This is a genomic window from Fulvivirga maritima, from assembly GCF_021389955.1.
Taxonomy (GTDB): Bacteria; Bacteroidota; Bacteroidia; order Cytophagales; family Cyclobacteriaceae; genus Fulvivirga; species Fulvivirga maritima.
Genome location: NZ_CP089980.1, coordinates 5,310,129 through 5,333,856 on the forward strand (window position 1 = coordinate 5,310,129; position 23,728 = coordinate 5,333,856).

Consider the following 23,728-nt stretch of genomic DNA (forward strand, 5'->3'; position numbering starts at 1 on the left):
ATTTCAATGTTAGAAAAGATTATTCAATATAGTATTCACCATAAGCTGATTATACTGCTTTTTTCACTCAGTATAGTAGGCTTTGGCATTTACTCACTTAGCGAAATACCTATTGGGGCCGTTCCTGATGTAACAAACAACCAGGTGCAAATTATCACTACCTCTCGCAACCTGGCCACAGAAGATGTAGAGAAGTTTTTAACCTACCCTGTAGAATTGGAAATGGCCAATCTGCCGGATGTAAAAGAGATCAGATCGGTTTCCAAATTTGGTCTTTCTGTAGTTACGGTTGTTTTTAAAGATAGAATCGGCACCTACCTCCCTCGCCAACTGATAGCCGAAAAAATAAAAGCGGCAGAAGAAAGGATACCCGCAGAATTCGGAAAACCTTCTATGGGGCCTATTACTACTGGCCTAGGAGAGATTTACCAATATGTAATAGAAGTAGATTCTGCACATAGGAATGAATATTCATTATCAGATGTGAGGACCATACAAGACTGGATAATAAAAAGACAGCTATCTGGTATACCTGGAGTAGTAGAAGTGAATACCTGGGGCGGATTTCTGAAGCAGTATGAAGTAGCCATAGATCCTGAAAAAGTAAGAAGTATGGATCTTTCAGTTTCTCAAATATTTACTGCCCTCGAAAATAACAACAGCATAGCAGGCGGTGGATATATAGAGAAAACCAGCCAAACCTTCTTCATTAGAGGCGAAGGTTTGGTGAGCACGTTAGAAGACATTGAAGATATCATAATAGAGAATCGTAATGGTACGCCTATTTATATCAAAGATGTTGCTAGTGTTGGTTTTGGACATGCCACTCGCTTCGGAGCTATTACAGGCAACGGTGAAGGCGAAAAAGTCCTTGGTCAGGTCATGATGCTCAAAGGAGCCAACTCTAAGGCAGTAATAGATGATGTGAAAGAACGGGTAAAAGAAATAAGCCCAAATTTACCTCCTGGCATTAGCATTAACCCATTTCTGGAAAGAAGTGAATTGATAGGAAAAACTACGTTCACCATTGCTGAAAATCTGGTATTGGGTTGTCTGATTGTAATTTTTGTGGTGGTACTACTTTTAGGAAATATACGATCAGGACTAGTAGTGGCTTCAGTTATTCCTATGTGCTTGCTATTTGCACTTTCGCTAATGTATGTATTTGATGTCAATGCCAACCTGCTCAGTTTAGGAGCTATTGACTTTGGAATAATCATAGACGGAGCCGTAATTATTGTTGAGTTTATTGCCTTCAAAATCACCTCTGAGAGCTCTAAACTCATGTCCTTACCTAAAAGTGAACAGCAAAACTTCATAGATAATGTCACCTATAAAGGTGCCAGCAAAATGATGCACTCTGCCGTTTTTGGTCAGCTGATCATCATTATAGTGTTCATACCTATACTTTCACTAGTAGGTGTAGAAGGCAAAATGTTCAAGCCCATGGCATTGGTATTTTGCTTTGCGCTACTCGGAGCTATGATCCTTTGCTTTACCTATGTTCCGGTTATGGCCTCTATATTCATAAAGCCATCTAACCCTAACAAGAAGAATATATCTAAACGTCTTATATCATTTCTTGAGACAAAGTACACTCCTACCATAAAATGGGCGCTAAATCAAAAGAATTTGGTACTTGGTCTTGCCATAACGCTCTTGCTGGTCACAGGATTTATCTTCTCTCAAATGGGAGGTGAGTTTATCCCTACTCTTGATGAAGGTGATTTTGTGATACAACCGGTGCTAAAAACCGGAACTCCACTTACTAATACCGTAAAGGCTACCACTCAAATGGAGCAGATTCTAAAAAAATTCCCTGAGGTAGATCAGGTAGTATCAAGAATTGGCGCTGCTGAAGTGCCTACAGACCCCATGTCTATGGAAGAAAGTGATGTAATCATTAAGCTGATACCTAAAAGCGAATGGGTATCAGCAGAAAGTAAAGATGAATTAGCCAATAAATTTAAAGAGGCCTTATCGGTGATGCCTGGTATAGATTATGAATTTACCCAACCTATAGAAATGCGGGTAAATGAGCTGATCACTGGAGTTAGGGCTGATCTGGCTATTAAGGTATTTGGTGAAGATTTGGATGTGCTATATAAAAAAGCCCTTGAAATAGAAAAGGCCATACAACATATTGATGGCGCCGCAGATATAATAGTTGAAAAAGTGGCCGGTTTACCACAAATGAGCGTAAAATATGATCGCAGAAAAATCGCGAAATATGGACTTAACATAGAAGAGCTCAATAACATTATCACCATGGGCTTTGCGGGTATGCCAGCAGGTACTGTATTTGAAGGCGAAAAACAATTTGATCTCGTAGTTCGGTTCGACAAAGACCACCATCAGGATATAGAGGATTTACAAACTTCTACCATCAGAACCCCAAGCGGCAGCCAGATTCCGTTTAGTGAGTTAGCAAGCATCACTTATACCAAAGGCCCGGCTAAGATTTCCAGAGATAATACTAAAAGGCGAATAGTAGTTGGTGTAAACGTAAGAAACAGAGATTTAGAATCTGTGGTACAGGATGTACAAGAGGTAATTAACAAAAACATCACCTTCCCTACCGGCTATACTGTAGATTATGGTGGTCAGTTCGAAAACCTGCGTACTGCACGCCAGCGTTTAATGATAGCCGTTCCCATAGCACTTGTTCTGATCTTCATACTACTTTATTTTGCCTTCGAATCAGTAAAAGAAGCACTGATTATCTATAGCGCCATACCTATGTCAGCCGTAGGAGGTGTATTACTGCTCTACTTACGTGATTTACCGTTTAGTATTTCTGCGGGCGTTGGTTTTATTGCGCTTTTTGGTATTGCCGTATTAAACGGTATCGTCTTGATAGAAGAATTTAAAGAACTGAAGAGTGAAGGCATTACAGATATAAATCAACGGATTATTACAGGCACTAAAAACAGACTAAGACCTGTTTTACTTACGGCATCGGCAGCTGCGCTTGGTTTTGCTCCAATGGCTATATCTACCTCAGCGGGTGCAGAAGTACAGAGGCCACTAGCCACCGTAGTAGTGGGTGGCTTAGTGTCAGCCACAGCTCTTACACTCATAGTTCTTCCTGTTTTGTATGCCATTTTTGACAGAAAAAAGGTCTCTAAAAAGAAGAAACCAGTAATTGCTTCAGTAATTACAATCCTGATGGTGCTCTTTTTACCCGCTATGAGCCAGGGCCAAACCAGAGAAGTATCGCTAGATGAAGCCATTGATATTGCTGTAGAAAACAATAAGTCCATTGAAGCTTCTCGCCAAAGGATTGATCAAATGAGTGCTTTAAAAGGCAGTGCCATTGACATACCTAAAACTGAGCTTTACTATAACAAGGATGAAAATAACATAGCACCTAATGACTTACCGCTTCATGTTTGGGGCATCAACCAATCTTTTCAGTTCCCCACAATTTATGGAGCCAAACGAAAGGTGATAAAGGGTCAAATGCAATTAGCACAAGACCAGTACGACCTCGATAAGCAGGTGGTTAATAAAGAAGTGTCAAAGGCGTACTATTCGATATTATACTGGCAAGAAAAACTGAAGAACTACACCTATTTGGATAGCCTATATGCCGCATTTGCGCATGCAGCTAACAGACGGTTTGAGGTAGGTGAATCTAATTATTTGGAGAAAATTACTGCTACTACCAAGCAAAAGGATATTTCGCTTCAGCTTTTTCAAATAGAAGAAAATTTAAAAACGGCCTCTGTTAATTTAAACCAATGGTTACAATCAGACACCACATATCAAGTCAACAATACGGCTTTTGAGCGCATTACTCCTACCCGTTTAGATACGCTGGTGCATCCGGCAATCAACTATTATAAGGATGCCATAAACCTTGCCGATCAAAGAACTACAGTAGAAAGGCAAAAGCTTTTACCTGACTTTAATGTCTCTGTTTTCAGAGGTGTAAATAATGGAGCCGGAGATCAATCCTACTCTGGCTTTCAGGTTGGAGTAGCGATCCCCATATGGTTTGGAGGCTACAAATCACAAATAGCCGCAGCTAAAATAGGCACAGACATTTTAGGCAACGAACGTACCAATTACAGAATTCAGCTCATAGCTAAATACAAACAGCTTCAATCCGAATTAAATCAATACGAAGAACATCTTAATTATTACGAATCTACCGGTAAGGAACTCTCAGAGCAAACACTATTACATGCCACACAAGCATTTCAAAATGGAGAAATAGACTTCTTGCAATACATACAATTGCTGGAAAACGCGAGAGATATAGAAATCAATTATCTTGATTCTTTGCTTCAATACAATCTTACGGCTTTAGAGATCAATTACTTAACGCTATAATCATGAACGGAAATCATATCAAATCAATATATATTAAAGGAATAGGCTGTATTAGTTTATTGAGCATTTTAATGCTATCTGCCTGCTCATCAGACAGCAGTTCCAGTATAGATGCTAAAGCGGAACTACCCAAATCTGAAGAAAACACCATCCGCCTTACTGCGGAGCAGTTCAACTCATCGCAAATGGAAATAGCGCCACTGGAAATGGTAGAGTTTAGCAATACCATAAAAGCTAATGGCATGTTTGATGTGCCTCCTGAAAACAAGGCCACAGTGAGTTCTTACTTCGGCGGTACTGTAAAAGATATAAAACTGCTTCCTGGTCAACCAGTAAAAAAAGGACAAATGATATTTACTTTGGAAAGTCCTGAATACGTACAGTTACAGCAAGATTACCTGGAAGCCAAAGGCCAATTAAAGTACCTCAAATCAGATTTTGAACGTCAGGAGAATCTTATAAAAGATAACGTTACTTCACAGAAAAACTATCTTAAAGCAGAATCTGATTATACGGTTACTAAGGTTAAAGCGGAGTCGTTGGCTAAAAAGTTGCTTCTGATGAACATTAATCCAGAAAAGCTTACCATGGAGAACATTCGGACGTCCATATATGTGCTCTCCCCTATTAACGGCTTTGTCACTTCTGTAAATATTACTAAGGGCACTTACCTTAATCCCTCAGAGACTGCCATCACCATCATTGACACAGGTCATCTACACCTGGAACTCAATATTTTTGAAAGAGATCTTCCCTTTGTAAAAATCGGCCAACCCATTAGTTTTTCTATTCAGGAAGATAAAAGCAATACTTATCATGGAACAGTTCATCTGATCAATAAGGCGGTAGACCCTGAAAGTAGAATGATCAATATTCATGGCCATTTAGTAGATGAGGAATTTACTAGTGCCTTTAGCCCGGGCATGTACGTAGAAGCACAAATAGCCACATCTTCTGAAAAAAGAGCTGCATTGCCCAAAGAAGCTATCGTAGAAATAGATGACCATTATTATGTACTGGCACGCACTACAAATAACAGCTACCAGTTTAAAAAGCAGGAAGTTAAAATTGGAGCTTCCAACCATGAATTTATTGAGATTACCAATGCTGAAGACTTTAAAAGTAATACTCAGTTTCTGGTAAAAGGCGCTTTTAACCTGATTACGGACTAAATACTTTTGCCTGAGCTAAAATATAGTTGCAGTGATAAATATCATCCTGGTTGAGCTTGAGCACCCCCTGAATTGTAATTACCTGATCCATTTTAAATGGTGGGTGATCAGAGGAAAGTTCAAGCTCTACAATAGACTCAGGTCCGCCATTACCACAAAAGAAACAAGAGGCATAAGGGTTTCTTGAAAGTACATACAGGTCTTCTTTAGGGTCTACCTCCAGTATATATCCTTTCAGGTAAACCTGCTTTCCTTCTAAGTTCTTTATATGCTCACCAAAATGAGGATAATAGTAATAGGCTTCCACCTCATCACTATACTTATCTGTAAAGGTAACATCTCCCAGTGTTTTCCAGGTGATTTTAGTCTGAGAAATGGCTTCATTACCAATTAACAGAAATATTGTAATTATTATAGTTCTAAGCATCTGCCAGGGTTTTAGAAATATTGATATGAAATACGCGAATAGCCGGTAATATTGAAGCTAGCACTCCTACTACCAATGAAGCGACTAAAAGCCACCACTCTTCAGGATTCCACCAGTTCTGAAAGAAAGAATAATGATAATCAGATTCAATAAAAGAAGATATACCCCACAATACGGTTCTACTTACCAGCATGGCCAAGATAAAACCTACTCCCGTAAGCAATAGACCTTCCTGCAACACAAGAGCAACAAGCTGCCATCTGCTGGCACCATAAGAACGCATAAGTGCCATCTCCGCTTCACGCTCTTTAAACCCTTTATATAGGCTTATGAAAATACTAAAACCAGAAACTGCCATTATGGAAAAGGCTATTACTTTTAAAGTTTCAATACCGACACCTAATAAGCCGAATAACCGACGCACCTCATATACTGGTACTGCAGCTTGCATGTTAGTTGACTCATTAATCATCCTGGGAAGTTGCAGCATGCCCATAGGATTTCTGAAAGTTACCAACATAGCCGTCACTTCCTTCCCTGTATGATTTTCATGTTCCTCATGTTCTTCATGCTCACCATGTTCTTCATGATGTTCATGAACCTGCCAAACACTTTCGGTAGCAGTAAGAATCAGTTGATCCATTACAGCATTTGTATAATCAAAAATCCCCACCACCTTATAAGCATGATGATCATGATGCTCACCTCCTTCTGTGAGGCCATGAGAGCCCACAAAGGAATCACCAATTTTCAGATTCAACTTATGAGCTACTTCTGCTCCTACTGTCACTTCAAAAGGTGATTGCCAAAACCTTCCTGATGCAGGTTTAGCATTATACAAAGAGGCATAATTATGATCAGAACCCACTATGCGATACCCTTCATAACTATCTCCATAAGACAACGGAACTACGGAAGCCACCAACCTATTCTTCTTCAATTTATCCACCTCTTTATAAGGAATATTTCCGGTAGGCACATCTACATGATATACAGCCGATAGCACCAGCTGCAGAGGGCTGCCTTTAGCTCCTACCACCATATCAATACCTTCCAGATTATTTTCCATATGACTTTTAAACTGATCACTCACTTGTATAAGCAATGAAACAATGCCTATTCCAAGCACTAAGAGGACCAAGCTAAGCACTGTGCTCAACCGTCTGCTAAGCATATTTTTATAACTAAGCTTTAGCGTATTCATAATTGTATTTGATTTTTAAAATGACTTTTGAGTCTCTGATCATGGGTTATAATGATCATGTGTGCATCAGTATCACGTGCCTGCTGCTTAAGAATAGAGGCTACTTTTTCGCAGTTCTTATCATCGAGATTGGCCGTGGGTTCATCTGCTAAAATAAGATTAGGGCTATTGACCATAGCCATCGCCATAGCGGCTCTCTGCTGCTCCCCTTGACTGAGCCGGTGAGGTGGAGTTTTTAGCTTATCAGCAATATTTAAACTGGCCAAGATGTCTTTTATTTTGGTGAGATCTCTTTTAACACCGGCCAGTTTCTGTACCAGCATGAGATTTTCTTCTAAGACCAACGAACGTATAAATTGGAACCTTTGATAAACCAAACCTATATTCTTGCCTCTAAAATGATCTAATTGACGATCAGAAAGCTGATCAATTCTGGTACCTAGCAGCTCCAACTCCCCTGTAATGGGCCGTAACAACCCTGCCATTATGTGTAAGAAAGTAGTTTTACCAATCCCCGACTCTCCGAGTATCAGTAGATCCTCTCCGCCAGTTAAAGAAATATCCGGGTAACTAAATATTTTGCTGGAATTATATGAAAAAGTAATAGAATGAGTACTAAACATTTGCGCCTTTTGAGAACAAAGCTATAAAAGCAAAACACCAAATGCAACAATATTGCATTTGGTGTTTTGTAGTGTTTAAACAGCTATTTTACCTCTCAAAGGCAAAGTTTAAATAAATCAAGAAACGCTGCTATTTATGAGCCTTCTCCATTTCTTCATAATACTTTTTAAGTACGAAAAAAGCTTTCTTTTTTTCTCCTTGGTCTCCTTTTAAGCCCTTTCTGTTCCAACCATCCTGATAAGTAGGATTATTTCTTTTCGGTGAACGAAAGTCTACCAAAATCCATGGGGTGATGCCAGTGTAATTGTCAGGCATTCTTTCCATCATTTTCACCTGTTCTTTATAAAACCATTCCTGATACTCTTCACTCCATCTGGTAAGTGAATCTGAATGGAAACCTGGTGTAGCCCCAGCACCCACTTCACTAATTATTAAGGGCTTATCATAAATGGTTTCCCATTGGGCAGATTCACAATACGAGGGCAAACCTCCATACCAACCTAAATACTCATTCACTGAAACTATATCAGTATAAGCACCAAGCGGATCATCAATTGTATTTTTTTCTGGATTATAATGTACCTCAAGAGCTGCACTTACCAACCTGGTATCATCTAGTTTATGAGCAGTATCTACCAGCTCCTTCATAAACTCTGTTCTGGTAGGCGACACAGGCGTTTCATTACCTACGGACCAGATGATAACACTCGGTCTATTTCTATCTCGGGTAATCATTTCTTTTAACTGATGCTTTGCTTTCTTGAGCACTTCCGGATTACCAAAATCAATAGTCCAGTACACCGGTATTTCTGACCAAAGCAATATCCCCAGAGAATCAGCAACCTCTATAATATGCTCGTTATGAGGATAATGCGCCAAACGAATAAAGTTGCAATTCATTTCTTGCGCCCAACCTAATAAGGTAAGTGCATCATCTCTAGTCTTAGCACGCCTCATTTCGGTGGGTAATTCTTCGTGTAAACACACCCCTCTCAGAAAAACAGTCTTTCCATTAAGCAAAATCTTCTTATCAGATACCTCTATTTTTCTGAATCCTACTTTATCATGAAGCACATCACTACCCGCACTTATAGTTATATCATAGCGCTTAGGGTTAACATCTGACCACAATTCTACTTTCGGTAACTTTAAACTAAACTGAGTGATTGAATCCTGATATTCAATGGTCTTTTTCACTTTCAACTCTGGAATCTCCACAGTTACCTTCTCACCTTTAGAAGCACCATTTAATTTTACCCAACCTGACACCTCTGCCTTTTTAGTAATGGGCTTTAAAGCTGAAGCTTCCGTGTCTAAATGAATAAAATAGTCTTGCACAAAAGCTTGTGGTGTCTCCACCAGAACTACATCACGGGTTATTCCTCCGTAATTCCACCAGTCAGTATTCACGGTAGGCACTTCATCTTTGTGCCTTTTATTATCAACCTTCACTACCAGTTAATTATCTTTTTCTTTAAGTACATTATCTGGTATTTCGAATTGAAAAGGCGTAAAACCACCTTTATGACTACCTAGCTTTTTGCTATTAAGGTAAACATCTGCTTTATAATTTACGGCTCCGAAATATAGAAAAAGCCTATTATTGTCTGCTTTTTTCTTGTAGTCAAATGACTTTTTATACCACACTGTACCTTCATAATAAAGAAATTTAGGATCTTGAGAATTCCAGTCTCCTGGCACATTTAACGTATATCTCTCATCATAACCATGCTCTAACAGAGCCGAGCGATCATGTGGTTCGTCAGTATTCCAGTAGGCCTCAGGGTCTTTTTCTGCCTTTTCTTTAAAGCGATAATTATAAAAGCAGGTTTCGTAAGGATCTACAATGTATTGCCATTCGCCATTAAGACTATAAGTTTCCCGCCCATGAACGTTAGTTAATAACTCCTGCGCACTGAGGGGAACTTGAATAACGAAAGCCAAAATAGCTATGGAAAAAAGGGTTTTTAGTAGTAGCTGCATGTATAATTAGGGTTTTAGACTGATTAGTTAAAATACTTTTCTTAAGGAATAAAGATAATTAACAAATTTCTGGCTAAAGGTATAATTCTGATGAAATATGACACAGAGGATTCATCTAAAGTGAGTTTGGAGCTGATTAAATGGATTTAGTTTTGCTTTGCTACAAGTCTCGTTTACTAGAAAGGCTCTTGATCCTTTTATCATACTTGCTGCATACTATCTGAAATGATTCCGATATAAGAGGAAATAACAATTTTGAGTAGGTGACTTTCGTCGGGTTTAATACTCCTATCCAGCACATCCATCCATACACAGGATGGGGCATAACTTTATCAAACTCTGTAAAGTCACAATTCATATTAATGGTATTACCAGCTTTCGGTCGAGCTAGTTTCTCTCTGAAAAGAGATAGAAATGAAGCTTCGGAAATACCCAAATTAAGTCTGTAAACCCCTTCTCGATTGGTATTAGAAGCACTATCATTAGGGCCATCTTTCTCTTTAAAAGTGAGTAGATATACCCCTTTTGCCAACTTGCCTTCAGGATTGTAAAACAATCCTTCTTCACCCCAATTTTTATCTAAAACCAGTCCTTGAAATTGGCTTTTAATATCCTCAATAATTTCAGCCTTGCTTAAAACAGTACTGGGGGTAGCCATTGTATATCGCTATTCAGGTCAGTGCCAGTTTACTTCACTTAATTTTCCGCATATTTCAAGCAGTTGTTCCTGTAGCACCACCTCATTAACCTCCTTTTTGGGCGCTTGAGCTTCTTTGTGATGAAAAAGTCTACCAGAGACCAAGGCTTCTCTATCATCACTAGTGGCGAGCCACACCTGGGTTTCATAACCTGCTTGAAGGTTATCAGTAGCGTCTCCACCACCCATTTTAGTAGGCACCCAACCAGGATCCACGGCATTAGCATGAACACCAGGACACATGCGGGCCACGGCTTTCATTAACATAGTAACATGAAGCTTGGAATCAGAATATCCTATATTGTTGATGTCGGTTTCATTTTGAAGCACCTTGCCACCCGAATGCATGCTAGAGCTCAGATAAATTAGGCGTTGAGGCTTTTTCACCAAGCAAGTAAGGATATAAGGAGCTAAAACGTTAACATTAAACAAATTACGAGACGGCATAGTAAGTACACCTGCATTATGAATAATAGCATCAAACTTACCGAGCTCATTGAGCTGTTTGGCCAGACGTTTTACCTGATCAATATTACAGAGGTCTGCTTCTAACACACCCTCAGCATCACTGAGCTTGCTTTTTACATCAATAGAACGTGAGGCATTTCGCGCATGTAAATAAACCTGATGTCCATCAAGAATCATTTGCTCAGCTGCCAGAAAGCCTATTCCGTCAGTAGAACCCGTTATAAATATTTTAGCCATGAGTATTTATCCGGTTTAAAATAGATCGGCTATTCTTTCGAATAAACCTTTAAAATACTTATTAAAAATTCATTATTCAACCCATTTCTTACTAGAATAAGTGTAACATCTCATCTGTTGTAATTTTCAAATGGCTATCAATCACGAATTTAGAGTAGTATTATTACATCCTCTAAGCAATGTTATGCTATAAAAAGGAAAGGGCAATGATCTTATTACAGATTCATTGCCCTTTCTTAACGGCGTAATAATCTATTTATGGCTCATGGTCAATCTTGCTGTACCATCATGAGGTGAAAAAGGTTTGAAAAGTAGGCATTCTCAAGTCCTTAGTGGCCGTTCATTTATATGCAATGCTTCAGTAAACAGAAGAGCTCACAGCAAGAAATAGTTTTTTGTTACTTTTTTGATCAACAGCAAAAAAGTAAGGAGCCTCAGCGATGGAACATAAAGATTAGATAATCCAAGTTGGCTGGTAATTGAAATGTATAACTTAAAAAAATAGAATGATACATACTTTCTTTCAAATTTTATGTCAATCTTCTTGGTGCGGCTGAAACAAATGGTAGGTCTAGGAATGACCGGTTTTCTATACGTGCTACCTTATCCATTAAATAATATAAAACCTATACCATTCTTAAGTGTTAGGCTCTTATAATCAATTAAATATAAATCTACCTGAACCCTATATGACAAAAGTTGCAGTATACGATTTAAACGAAACACTATATCATAAATCTTCGAAAGACGAATTTTTTAAATTTATCTGTTACAAGAAAGGCTACAAGCTACCACACTTATTTCAGCTCACCGCCTTAAAATTTCTGAATAATATAGATGTGATAGGCAAAACCTTTTTTAAGGAGAATTTCTATAATTATCTAGACAATATGCCTCCAGAAAAAATAGAAAAGTATGCAGAGCAGTTTTGGGGCATGGAGTATCCTGATTACTTCCATAAGCCGATGGTGGAAGATATTAAAAAGCACCAAAAAGAGGGAACCCTGGTATATATTATTACCGGAGGTTTTGAAGTTTACACTAAATATTTAGAAAAGATTCTACCCGTAGAGGTGCACGGCACCCGTACTTCTTATGAAAATGGGACCTATAAAGTAATAGGTGAAGCATGCAATGGTAAAGCCAAAGTAAAACGACTAAAAGAAGTAGCTCCCTCAGATTATAGATTAATAGAAGCTTATTCTGATGATAAAGAGCCTATTTTGGATGAAGCTGAAAAGGCTTATTATGTTGATGATGGTGAAGTAAGACCATTAGAATCTGTTTCAGATTAAGGAATTATTCCTGAGCTATTTATAGCTGATTAATATTTCGAGGTGATCATATTAGGCCTATTTTATTGTTCAAATTGACTACCTCATATTAAGTCAAACTTTATAACTCGGCTTTTGTTGAGAATCTATGATCGTAAACCGAACCAATAAAGGTTGGGATATTATATTCCAACGAAATCATGCACTATTAGCAGGAAATATCGCTTATCTAATTGCTCCAAGATATCATCCTCCCAGATGGGTAGAAACCTTATGTGCCATTATGGAGCATGATGACGGTCAACAAGATTGGAGCATTTCTTCAAGAGTGTCTGACAAAGGAGAACCCCTTGATTTCACTGCTTATGAATGCGATTTAAGCCAAGCTAAAAAAGTGGTTGCAGAATCATTTTATAAGTCTAAGTGGATTCACCTGCTGGTGTCTATCCATACTCATTCTTTATATGCCGACATCAAAAATAAATCTATTGAACTACAAAACTTTCTAAAGGAGCAGGAAGTAAAACAAAAGGAATTAACTCAGGAACTGCATCTTACCAAAACAGAAGTGGATACCTACTATGCTTTTTTGAGATGGTGTGATGAGCTTTCACTACAATTATGCAGAAGATCATCTAACAATGAAGTGGGGACTTCTCCTGTAGGCTCTTTAAACAGGCAGGAAGAGAATCAATTAATCATATCATCAACAGGACAATACACGATAGATCCATGGGTGTTTTCTCATAAAGAAGTAAAACTTTATGCTGAAGTGTATGAAATAGAACAAGAGAAATTCTCTTCTGACCAAGTGTTGAAAAAATATATAGAAGCTACAATACCTTACCGAAAGGAATGGAAATTAAATTATAAATAAAAAAACTCCTGCCGACAAGCAGGAGTTTTCTGTATGTATTTTAAATAGATTGAAGACTTACCCTTTATTAAAGATTTCTTCGAGCTTATCTTCTAATTCTTTTCCTCTTAAGTTTTTGCCAATTATAACTCCATCAGGATCTAAAAGAAGGGCAAAAGGAATTGCTTTTACGTTATAAAGTTTAGCTGCTTCTGAGTTCCAGTATTTTAAGTCAGACACCTGAGTCCAATGCAAATTATCTTGCTCTATAGCCTGTAACCAGTCTTCTCTTCTTCTGTCTAGTGATACACCGTACACTTCAAACCCCTCTTCATGGTATTTATCATATAGTCTTACCACATTAGGGTTTTCTCTACGACAAGGGCCGCACCATTTAGCCCAAAAATCCACTAATACATAGTTACCTCTTAAAGATGAAAGCTTTACTACTTCTCCATCAGGATTAGGAAGTGCTATATCAGGAGCCACTTTGCCCACAGCCAGGTTCTTCATGCTCTCTACGTTCTCTATGAAGTCTTTAGCAATTGCATTATTAGGCATTTCCTTTTTTAATAACTCAGCATAGTTATTGTAAAATTCGAAATACTTATCTCTATCAAGAAAATTACCACTTCTCAAAACCTCAATCACTCCGAGTGAAGCTCCTAAAGTATCTATTTTACTCATGATCCTCTTCCTAAAAGAATCATCTAATGCCACGTAAGCCTCTTTAAGAGAATCCATTTTAGCTTCATCACCATCACGCTGGGCAGTTACAAAAGCCTCATTGATCTTTTGCACTTCTTCGCCACTCTGGAAGTTCTGAAACATTTTTTGAACCTCAACGATGAAATCATGATCACTAGACCCCTTTACCTCTCTAAAGCCTCTGGGGTTGTTTCCATCTACATTCACCTCTATATCTTCATCATCTAAGATTAAAGGCACTACCTGAATATTATAAAAATTAAGTCGATAGTATCCGGGAGCATCCACATCCACAGTTACTTTATAAGTGTTATCTTCAGCTAGCTGTATAGTATCTAAGGGCTGAGTACTGTTATCTGTAAATTTTTCCAGAATGATATTTCCATTTTGAGGATGACTTACTGATCCCGTTATGGTAACGCCACCATTAGCATCACTCTCCGTTTGTGATGACCCCGAGCAGGCACAAAAAATGGTAAGGAAAAATATAATTGAGATTCTATTCATTGAATTTTTCTTTATATGCTTAAGCAAGCTTATTTCTTAAAAGTTCATTTGCTACTTTAGGATCGGCACTCCCATTACTTTTCTTCATTACCTCGCCCATAAACATTCCTATAAGGCCTTTTTGACCTTTACGATAAGCTGCCACTTTATCAGGAAATGCTGCCAACACATCATCTATCAGTTCACTGATGCTATCACTATCACTATCTTGCAATAAGCCTAAAGACTCAGCCGTTTCTAAGGCTGATTGCCCATTAGACTTGAGCATAGCAGGAAACAACCTCTGACTGGCCGCTGAAAAGCTCACTTTGCTTTCATCTACCAGTTGTATGATCTCAGCCAGCTTCTCAGGAGTTACGCTCAGCTCTTCTATCTTCTCATTAGAGTCATTCAAGTAAGACTTCACTGGCCCCATTACCCAGTTTGAAGCCGCTTTATAGTTATCAGTTTTGCCACATAATGCTTCAAAATAGGCTGCTATCTCTTTGGTATCTGTTAGTACCTGAGCATCATATTCTGGCAGACTATATTCTTTAACATATTTAGCCAAAAGCTCATTAGGCAAGCTAGGCATAGAAGCCTCTATCTCTTTTAACCACTCTTCACTAACAATTAACGGACTTAGATCCGGATCAGGGAAATACCTATAATCATTCAGTTCTTCTTTTGTACGCATGCCTGCAGTAGTTCCTGTAGCAGCATCAAAAGTTCTGGTTTCAGAAAATATAGCATTCCCATTTTCAATCTCTGCTATTTGCCTTTCTATCTCATGATCTATGGCTCTTTGCACATTACGGATAGAGTTCATGTTCTTCACTTCCACCTTTTTGCCGAGTGTAGAAGAACCTTTAGGCATAACAGAAATGTTAGCGTCGCAGCGCAATGAACCTTCTTCCATATTACCATCACAAATATCCAAATAACGAACCAGCTTCCTTATCTCAGTTAAGAACGAGTTAGCTTCTTCTGATGATCTTATGGCTGGCTCTGTCACTATTTCAATAAGCGGCACACCAGCACGGTTAAAATCTACCAGGCTATCGGTCTCCTCTGCCAGGTGAATAGACTTACCCGCATCTTCTTCTATATGAATTCTATTAAGCACGATATCTCTTGATTCTCCATTTTTCGGGAAAACCGTAACATGACCATTCATACAGATAGGAGTTCTATCCTGAGTAAGCTGATAGCCTTTCGGTAAGTCAGGGTAGAAATAATTCTTCCTGTCAAAAATCTGCTCACGGCTAATATCACAATTACAGGCTAACCCCATTTTAATAGCATATTCCACTACCTTTTTATTCAACTTAGGCAGTGTACCTGGGTGACCTAACGTAATTACACTCACATTAGTATTAGGTGAATGCCCATATGCGTTAGCATCTGTATTGTATATTTTTGTTTTAGTCAGTAACTGAGCATGAACCTCAAGACCAATAACCGCGGTATATTTTTCTCTTACCGATTTATCTATCATAACATCAAATTAAATAATCTCTCTGGCTTTCTCCAAAACATTATCAAGCCCAGACAGATCTTTTCCACCAGCGGTGGCAAAGAATGGCTGACCACCACCCCCTCCTTTTATCTCTTTTGCCAGCTCTCTAACAATAGCTCCAGCATTCAATTCTTTTTCTTTTATAAGGTTATCTGCCACCACTACTGAGATCTGTGGCTTACCTTCAATATCAGCAGCTAAAACCATAAATAGGTTTTCAACTTCATTCTTAAGCTCAAATGAAAGCGTTTTTAAAGCATCTCCAGCAGGAAGTGACACCTTCTCTATAAGCACCTGAATACCACTTTCTGACTTCACTTTGCCTATAAGGTCTTGCTTAAGCTTTTGTGTTTCTCCTGCATGTAAAGCTTCAATCTCCTTCTCCAGTTTATTACGTTGCTCTACCAAACTACCTACTGCAGCCTTTAAATCTTTAGGATTTTTAAGCAGCTCTTTCACTTCCTCTATCAGCTCAAGCTGGTTGTTTACATACTCTTCAGCAGCATCAGCCGTAATAGCCTCTATCCTTCTCACACCTGCAGCTACAGAACCTTCTGAAACTATCTTCAATAGCCCTATCTGTCCGGTAGATTTCACGTGAGTACCACCACAAAGCTCTACTGAGTAGTTCTCGTCGAAAGTGATTACTCTTACAAAATCACCATATTTTTCGCCGAACAAAGCCATAGCACCCATAGATTTAGCTTCTTCTATTGGCACATTTCTCTTTTCTACTAAAGGAATATTCTCTCTTATCTTTCTATTGACAATTTTCTCAATCTCCTTAATTTCTTCTGGAGTTAATTTTTGGAAATGAGAAAAGTCAAACCTAAGCACATCTGCATTTACTAATGAACCTCTCTGCTCTACGTGATTACCTAGCACCTGCCTCAAAGCTGCATGCAAAAGGTGTGTAGCAGAGTGATTGTTCATGGTAAGTGCTCTCTTTTGCACATTTACTATGGCATCAAATTCCGCTTCCAGATTAGCAGGCAAACGGTCAGTAATGTGGATAATCAGGTCATTTTCTTTCTTAGTATCTATTACGTGAACCTTCTCTCCATCGGCCTCCAAATAGCCCTTATCACCTACCTGACCACCACTCTCTGCGTAGAACGGAGTCTTATCCAGCACCAGCTGATAAATATTCTTTCCTTTTTGCTTTATGGTTCTATATCTAAGAATACGAGACTTGCTCTCCAGATGATCATAGCCAATAAACTCTACATCTTCGCCGGTATTCACCACATTCCAGTCACCGGTTTCTTTAGCTGCGTCAGCTTTAGAGCGTGATTTTTGCACTTGCATTTCCGCAGAAAAGCCTTTCTCGTCTACAGTAAAGCCATTTTCTCTGGCTATCAAAGAAGTAAGGTCAAGCGGAAATCCATAGGTATCATATAATTCAAAGGCCAATTTTCCCTCTATTACTTGAGAACCATCCGCCTTCATTTGTTCTGTTACCGCATCTAACTTCTTAAGACCATTTTCTAAGGTTCTTAAGAAAGAAGCTTCTTCTTGCTCTATTACTTTAGCTACAAAATCTTCCTGGGCTTTAAGTTCAGGAAATACATCATGAAACTGTTCCACCAATATAGCCACCAATTCATAAATGAAAGGAGCATCTTGTTTTAAGAAGGTGTAGCCATATCTCACGGCACGCCTTAGTATCCTTCTTATAACATAACCAGCTCCTGTATTAGAAGGTAGCTGACCATCAGCCACGGCAAATGAAATAGCTCTTACGTGATCAGAGATTACTCTTACCGCTATGTCGTTGGCTTTATTTTCACCATAGGTAATGCCCGCCTTTTTACAAACATAATCTATTAAAGGAGTGAAAACATCGGTATCATAGTTAGAGGTCTTGTTTTGTATAGCCATACAAAGCCTTTCAAAACCCATACCTGTATCTATATGTTTAGCAGGCAATGATACTAACTCACCAGAAGCCTGTCTGTTAAACTCAATAAATACCAGGTTCCAGATCTCCACCACCAAAGGATGATCTTCATTCACAAGGTCTTTACCCGGCTCCTTATCTATCTCTTCCTGTGGCCTTAAATCGATATGAATCTCAGAACAAGGGCCACATGGGCCTGTATCTCCCATTTCCCAGAAGTTATCCTTCTTAGAACCGTAGAGTATTCTTTCTTTATCTATGATTTTTGTCCAGTAGTCATAAGCATCATGATCAATATCTAACTGATCTCCTTTATCACCACCAAACACGGTTACATATAACCTTTCTTTAGGTAATTTATATACTTCGGTAAGCAGCTCCCATGACCAGGCAATGGCTTCTTCTTTGAAATAATCTCCAAATGACCAGTTACCCAACATTTCGAACATTGTATGATGGTACGTATCCAGCCCTACCTCTTCAAGGTCGTTATGCTTTCCTGAAACCCTCAAACATTTCTGTGTATCTGTAGCTCTCAAGTAGGCAGGCTTCTTATTCCCCAGAAAGAAATCTTTAAACTGGTTCATACCTGCATTAGTAAACATTAATGTAGGATCATTCTTGTTTACCATAGGTGCTGAGGGAACTATTTGGTGCCCTTTATCCTTAAAAAACTCGAGAAACTTTTTCCTTATTGACCTAGAATCCATTGATTATTAAAAAATTTGATATTTTTGCGGCCGAAAGCTTTTTAATAAGAAATTTAATATATTGCATTAAACCAAAGCGTAAGGCTGCACGTTTTAAAACACTAGCTATTCACGGAGCACAAAAATAGTAGTTTTTAGCTTACATAATAATGGCCCGAATAAAATATTACTACGATACAGAAACCTGCCGATACGAGAGAGCAAAGGTGACCACCTCTGACGTCATTCTCAATATGCTTGGATTTCTTTCTGTAGCCTTTGTGCTATCACTGGTTGTAGTACTTATATACAACACCTATTTCGAATCGCCTACTGAGGCACAGTTAAAAAAGGAAAACAAAGAACTTAGCAAGTATTACGAAGAACTCGAAACCGAGATGGGCGAGATGAATAATGTAATAAGTGCTTTGGAAGAAAGAGATAGCAAAATATACAGAAAAATATATGAAGCTGAGCCTTTACCATCTACTGTACGTGAAGCAGGCCATGGTGGTGCAGAGGAATACAAAAGAATTATAGAAAAAGGATTACAGGATAAAAAATTAGTTCTTAATACCTTTAAGAAGATTGATAAACTAAAAAGACAGGCAAGCATCCAAAATCAATCTTTTGATGAAATTATGCAAATGGCTAAAGAAAACAGTGAGAGATTATCCTCATTGCCGGCCATTCAGCCTATCAATAACCCTGATCATACCAGGCTGGCATCAGGATTTGGTTTGAGAATTAACCCTTTTCATAAAGCCAGAGTAATGCACAGCGGTATAGATTTTGCGGCGCCAAGAGGTACTGCGGTTTATGCAACGGGTAATGGAGAAGTAAGCTTTATTAAAGACAAAAGTGCTCTCCAAACAGGATATGGCAACTATATAGAAATTGACCATGGGTTTGGTTATAAAACCAAATATGCACACTTAAGTAAAATAGATGTGCACGAAGGACAACAAGTGAAGAGAGGGGACGTAATAGGCTATGTAGGTAGCTCAGGAGGATCTGTCGCCCCCCATGTTCATTATGAAGTGATTAAAGAAGATAAAAAAATAGATCCGGTTAACTTTTTAATGCAAGGTTTAAATGATAACGACTTTCAGCAATTGCTAAACTTGGCAACCAGAGAAAATCAATCATTTGACTAAGCATATTTTTTAAACTCGCGTACCATTTGTAATGGCAAAAATAAGATATTACTATAACACCGAAACATGCAAATACGAGCCTATTAAGGTTACGCCTAAGGCTATGTTTCTTAATGTTATAGGTTTTTTAACGGTTTCGGTTATTTTGGCTGCCGGAATCATATATGTATACAGGAGCAATTTTACTCCCCTCAAAGAGTCTATATTAAGGTCTAAAAATCAAGATCTGAAGTTGGAATGGAAAGTGATGAATGATAAGCTCACTGAAGCTTACCATCAGGCTGATGAGTTACAATTTAAAGATGATAAAATATATAGAGTAATCTTAGACACTGACCCCATCCCTACTACAGTAAGAGAAGGTGGTATGGGAGGCCATGACAAATACAAGGATATTCTAGATGAGAATATTGAGCAAGAAGACTTGGTCATCAACACTTATCAAAAACTTGATCGGTTAAAAAAAGAAGCTTTACATACAAAGCAAGTCCTATGATCAGGTATCTAACGTGCTCAACGAAAAAGAAAAAATGTGGGCTTCAAGACCCGCCATTCAGCCTATAAATAACAAAGAACTTACCCGACTACATACTAGCTTTGGGAAGCGCTTTCACCCCATACTTAAACGATGGAAAAATCATGACGGCCTGGATTTTACAGCACCAGTAGGTACGCCTATTTATGCGACAGGAGATGGGATCGTTACTTCCGCCTACTTGTCAAGCTCTTACGGAAATGTAATATTCATCAATCATGGCTATGGGTATCAGACCAGATATGCTCACATGACCAAGTATATTGTAAATCAGGGAGAGCATGTAAAAAGAGGTCAGGTCATTGGTTATGTAGGTAATACAGGCCGCTCATCTGGAGCACACCTTCACTATGAAGTGCTCTATAATTTCAAGCCTATTAACCCTATCAACTTCTTCCAAAGAGATTTGGGTAATGAGGAATATGAAAAACTCATAGAGATATCTAAACAAGAGACTATACCTTTAGATTAATCATTCATTATTTACCTATAAATCTTACATGGATTATTGAAATAATAATTTCAGCAAACGATACCGCAATCGTTGTAGTTATTTTAAATTCCACTTTACTTACTTATCAAGATCAATAAAAAGAATAATTCACATATTCATGAGATAACCAAATACTACCCTCATGAAAAATGTAAGATTAAAATTTTCAGGAATACTGCTCTTAATGAGCATTATTATTAGCAGCTGTTCCGACCCAGTTACAGAACAACAATCGCCTGTTGAGAAAGATGATACACCTATCACCACTAACAACTCACAAGCTCGTTTACCAGGACTTGGTGGTGGCGTTCTGATGCAAGCCTTTTATTGGGATGTGCCAGCGGGAGGTGTGTGGTATGATTCAATCAAAGCTAAAATCCCCAGTTGGGATGCGGCAGGAATATCCGCCATATGGCTTCCTCCAGTAAGTAAAGCTCAAAACGGCCCTTATTCCATGGGCTATGATCCCGCAGATTATTTTGACTTTGGCGATTACAACCAACATGGATCTGTTCAAACACGATTTGGCAATAAAGCAGAACTAGTATCGCTCATTAATACTGCTCATAGTTACAATATAGATGTCTATGCTGATATTGTTTTAAACCATAACAGCGGCGGAGCACTAGAATCTAACCCTTATACCGGCACCAATACTTATACGGACTTTAATCCGGCCTCTGGTAAGTTCTACAGATCAGCCAGCGACTTCCACCCTAACAGCTATGCCTCTAATGATGAGGGCATCTTTGGAGGCTTCCCTGACTTAAGTCATTCCGCTCCCTATGTCCAGGACTGGCTATGGAATAGAGCAGATGGCGTGGGCAAGTATTACAGAGATTCATTAGGCTTTGATGGCTGGCGATTTGACTACGTTAAAGGCTTTGGCGGCTGGGTGGTTAAAGAATGGATGGACAACGTAGGAGGATTTGCAGTAGGTGAATACTGGGACGGAAATGCACAGCTATTACAAGATTGGGTTAACGCTACTAACAGAACCTCATCAGCCTTTGACTTTGCCTGTTATTATAAAATGGACGAGGCCTTTGATGGCAATGATCTCACGAAGCTTCAAGATGATATGTTTTGGAAAAGAGATGCTTACAAAGCTGTTACTTTTGTTACCAACCATGACACAGATATCATTTGGGATAAAATGCATGCTTATGCTTATATTATGACGCATGAAGGCTATCCCACTGTGTTTTACAACGATTTTGAGCAATGGCTAGATAAAGACAAGCTAATTAACCTTATCTGGATTCATAATAACAAAGCTGTAGGATCTACTTCTATTCAATACGCTGATAACGACGAATACATTGCCAGAAGAAATGGATCTCCTGGACTTATCGTTTATCTCAACGACTCTAACTCATGGGTAGAACGATGGGTAGATACCAATTGGAGCAGCACAACTATTAAAGACTACACTGGCAACTCTACGTGGCAGCCAACCACACAGGCTGACAGTTGGGTGAAAATTCAATGTCCACCTAACAGCTATACCATCTGGTCTCCTTTATAATATTTTCAAGAAGTCAGGCATTTTATAGTGCCTGACTTCCACTCTATTCACGAAGAATTTTATAAACTAAAAATTGCTTTATTCTAGTTAACTAAAACTTGAAGCTCTCTCACACAACCTGTTATGTTCCATTATCTTCTGTAAAAACTTCAACCTAAATTATTTTTTTAATTTTTGATGAAGAATCCCTTCTGATATTGATTTTATTAAGCTTATTTTGCTTCCTATATGAAAGCAAAATTACACCCGGTTCTATCGTTTCTTTTAGTTGTCTTTTTTTTAAGTGCGTGTAAAGTAGCTCAAAAGTCAAGCTCCACCCAATCACAGGCTCCGGCAATAGACTCTACAGCTATTGCAGTTCAGGATACCACCATTCTTGAGCCTGACACTGTGGCTGTGGTTGAAGGGCAAGATTCTGTAGAGCTACAGGCTCACAGGTTATTAAAGGACACTGTTTCCATAATAGGCGTTGGAGACATTATGATGGGCACCAACTTTCCTGAAACATGGTACCTACCTCCTAATGAAGGGAAAGATCTGCTAAAAGAAGTAAACCCCATTTTACAAAATGCCGATGTGACATTCGGTAATTTGGAGGGAGTAATTTTGGATGAAGGAGGAAATCCTAAATATTGCAAAGACCCTAAGGTCTGCTATATATTCAGGTCTCCTGAGTACCTGGCCCAAAACCTTGTCACGGCTGGTTTCGATGTGATGAGCACGGCTAATAACCATGCTGGAGATTTTGGTGACCCCGGAAGAAAAAATACTATGCGAGTTCTTGATTCGCTCAACATTCACCATGCAGGTCAAACAGTACGCCCCTACTCTACTTTTATGCTTGATGGTATGAAGTACGGTTTTGCAGCCTTCTCACCCAACACAGGCACTATGAGTATAAACAATGTAGCTGCTGCTCAAAAGATAGTAGCTCATTTAGACTCTATTAGTGACATTGTAATTGTTAGCTTCCATGGCGGAGCAGAGGGTAGCAAGTACCAACACGTAACTAGAAAGAATGAATATTTCTATGGAGAGAACAGAGGTAACGTTTACCTTTTCGCCCATGAAATGATCAATGCTGGGGCGGATGTTATTTTTGGTCACGGACCGCATGTCACCCGGGCTGTTGAAGTTTATAACGATCGTTTTATAATCTACAGCTTAGGCAATTTTTGCACCTATGCCAGGTTTAACTTAAGGGGAGATAATGGTTTGGCCCCTATTGTCAAAGTTTTTACTGACTCAGAAGGTAAATTTTTAAAAGCTCAGGTTACTCCGGTTATTCAAAAAGCACCAGGAGGGCCTTCTATTGACAAACAGAAGCGTATCATCACTAAGTTACAAGAGCTTACCGCAGAAGATTTCCCAGAATCTCAAATAAAAATTGACGATAGTGGTTTAATTAATTATATTAAAAACTAATTCTATCT

Annotated in this window: 19 protein-coding genes; 9 read left to right on the forward strand and 10 right to left on the reverse strand. The window is 38.7% G+C overall.

Annotated elements, in window-relative coordinates; genetic code table 11:
• The first annotated feature begins 6 nt into the window (after positions 1–6).
• Positions 7–4,338, forward strand: coding sequence for a CusA/CzcA family heavy metal efflux RND transporter (locus LVD15_RS22385; RefSeq protein ID WP_233777423.1), 4,332 nt, complete (start codon positions 7–9; stop codon positions 4,336–4,338).
• Positions 4,339–4,340: 2 nt separating this feature from the next.
• Positions 4,341–5,510 (forward strand): efflux RND transporter periplasmic adaptor subunit, encoded by a 1,170-nt coding sequence (locus LVD15_RS22390; protein ID WP_233777424.1) that lies wholly within the window; start codon positions 4,341–4,343, stop codon positions 5,508–5,510.
• Here the strand turns inward: LVD15_RS22390 and LVD15_RS22395 are convergent.
• The 7 genes from LVD15_RS22395 to LVD15_RS22425 all read right to left on the reverse strand — a co-directional run bounded on the left by LVD15_RS22395 (position 5,500) and on the right by LVD15_RS22425 (position 11,150).
• Positions 5,500–5,937: a DUF3299 domain-containing protein gene (locus LVD15_RS22395; protein ID WP_233777425.1), complete on the reverse strand. Its 438-nt coding sequence runs from the start codon at positions 5,935–5,937 to the stop codon at positions 5,500–5,502. The two genes, LVD15_RS22390 and LVD15_RS22395, sit on opposite strands and share 11 nt — an antisense overlap.
• The gene (locus LVD15_RS22400; protein WP_233777426.1) at positions 5,930–7,141 is read right to left on the reverse strand and encodes an ABC transporter permease; all 1,212 of its coding nucleotides are present in this window, start codon (positions 7,139–7,141) and stop codon (positions 5,930–5,932) included. The genes LVD15_RS22395 and LVD15_RS22400 overlap by 8 nt, the downstream gene beginning before the upstream one ends.
• Positions 7,138–7,764, reverse strand: coding sequence for an ABC transporter ATP-binding protein (locus tag LVD15_RS22405; RefSeq protein ID WP_233777427.1), 627 nt, complete (start codon positions 7,762–7,764; stop codon positions 7,138–7,140). The genes LVD15_RS22400 and LVD15_RS22405 overlap by 4 nt, the downstream gene beginning before the upstream one ends.
• A 130-nt stretch (positions 7,765–7,894) precedes the next feature.
• Positions 7,895–9,217 carry a glycoside hydrolase family 2 protein gene (locus LVD15_RS22410; RefSeq protein ID WP_233777428.1) on the reverse strand — a complete coding sequence of 441 codons (1,323 nt, stop codon included), beginning with the start codon at positions 9,215–9,217 and terminating at the stop codon, positions 7,895–7,897.
• A gap of 6 nt (positions 9,218–9,223) precedes the next feature.
• Entirely contained in the window at positions 9,224–9,748 is a 525-nt protein-coding gene (locus LVD15_RS22415) for a sugar-binding domain-containing protein (protein ID WP_233777429.1), read from the reverse strand.
• A 160-nt stretch (positions 9,749–9,908) separates the two neighbouring features.
• A complete protein-coding gene (locus tag LVD15_RS22420) occupies positions 9,909–10,406 on the reverse strand; it encodes a DUF6194 family protein (RefSeq protein ID WP_233777430.1) in 498 nt (165 codons plus the stop codon).
• An 18-nt stretch (positions 10,407–10,424) separates the two neighbouring features.
• The gene (locus tag LVD15_RS22425; RefSeq protein ID WP_233777431.1) at positions 10,425–11,150 is read right to left on the reverse strand and encodes an SDR family NAD(P)-dependent oxidoreductase; all 726 of its coding nucleotides are present in this window, start codon (positions 11,148–11,150) and stop codon (positions 10,425–10,427) included.
• Between the two features lie 689 nt (positions 11,151–11,839).
• On the opposite strand from LVD15_RS22425, the gene LVD15_RS22430 reads away from it, so the two are divergent.
• Both LVD15_RS22430 and LVD15_RS22435 read left to right on the forward strand, forming a co-directional pair.
• Positions 11,840–12,445, forward strand: a complete 606-nt coding sequence (locus LVD15_RS22430; RefSeq protein ID WP_233777432.1) for an HAD family hydrolase — start codon at positions 11,840–11,842, stop codon at positions 12,443–12,445.
• A 127-nt stretch (positions 12,446–12,572) separates the two neighbouring features.
• A complete protein-coding gene (locus LVD15_RS22435) occupies positions 12,573–13,301 on the forward strand; it encodes a DUF3891 family protein (protein WP_233777433.1) in 729 nt (242 codons plus the stop codon).
• A gap of 57 nt (positions 13,302–13,358) precedes the next feature.
• Here the strand turns inward: LVD15_RS22435 and LVD15_RS22440 are convergent, their stop codons facing one another.
• Genes LVD15_RS22440 through alaS form a run of 3 tightly spaced genes read right to left on the reverse strand, consistent with a single transcriptional unit; the run spans position 13,359 to position 18,603 of the window.
• A complete protein-coding gene (locus LVD15_RS22440; protein WP_233777434.1) occupies positions 13,359–14,495 on the reverse strand; it encodes a TlpA disulfide reductase family protein in 1,137 nt (378 codons plus the stop codon).
• Positions 14,496–14,514: 19 nt separating this feature from the next.
• Entirely contained in the window at positions 14,515–15,972 is a 1,458-nt protein-coding gene (gatB, locus tag LVD15_RS22445) for an Asp-tRNA(Asn)/Glu-tRNA(Gln) amidotransferase subunit GatB (RefSeq protein ID WP_233777435.1), read from the reverse strand.
• A 9-nt stretch (positions 15,973–15,981) separates the two neighbouring features.
• Positions 15,982–18,603 (reverse strand): alanine--tRNA ligase, encoded by a 2,622-nt coding sequence (gene alaS / locus LVD15_RS22450; RefSeq protein ID WP_233777436.1) that lies wholly within the window; start codon positions 18,601–18,603, stop codon positions 15,982–15,984.
• Between the two features lie 149 nt (positions 18,604–18,752).
• Between alaS and LVD15_RS22455 the strand changes: the two genes are divergently transcribed.
• The 5 genes from LVD15_RS22455 (at position 18,753) to LVD15_RS22475 (ending at position 23,720) form a co-directional block, all read left to right on the forward strand.
• Positions 18,753–19,739, forward strand: coding sequence for a M23 family metallopeptidase (locus LVD15_RS22455; protein WP_233777437.1), 987 nt, complete (start codon positions 18,753–18,755; stop codon positions 19,737–19,739).
• A 31-nt stretch (positions 19,740–19,770) separates the two neighbouring features.
• Complete coding sequence (locus tag LVD15_RS22460) at positions 19,771–20,235, forward strand: hypothetical protein (protein WP_233777438.1); 465 nt, start codon at positions 19,771–19,773, stop codon at positions 20,233–20,235.
• A 34-nt stretch (positions 20,236–20,269) separates the two neighbouring features.
• Positions 20,270–20,746: a M23 family metallopeptidase gene (locus LVD15_RS22465; protein ID WP_233777439.1), complete on the forward strand. Its 477-nt coding sequence runs from the start codon at positions 20,270–20,272 to the stop codon at positions 20,744–20,746.
• 163 nt (positions 20,747–20,909) lie between these two features.
• A complete protein-coding gene (locus tag LVD15_RS22470) occupies positions 20,910–22,295 on the forward strand; it encodes an alpha-amylase (protein ID WP_233777440.1) in 1,386 nt (461 codons plus the stop codon).
• Between the two features lie 228 nt (positions 22,296–22,523).
• Positions 22,524–23,720 carry a CapA family protein gene (locus tag LVD15_RS22475; RefSeq protein ID WP_233777441.1) on the forward strand — a complete coding sequence of 399 codons (1,197 nt, stop codon included), beginning with the start codon at positions 22,524–22,526 and terminating at the stop codon, positions 23,718–23,720.
• The last annotated feature ends 8 nt before the right edge of the window (positions 23,721–23,728 follow it).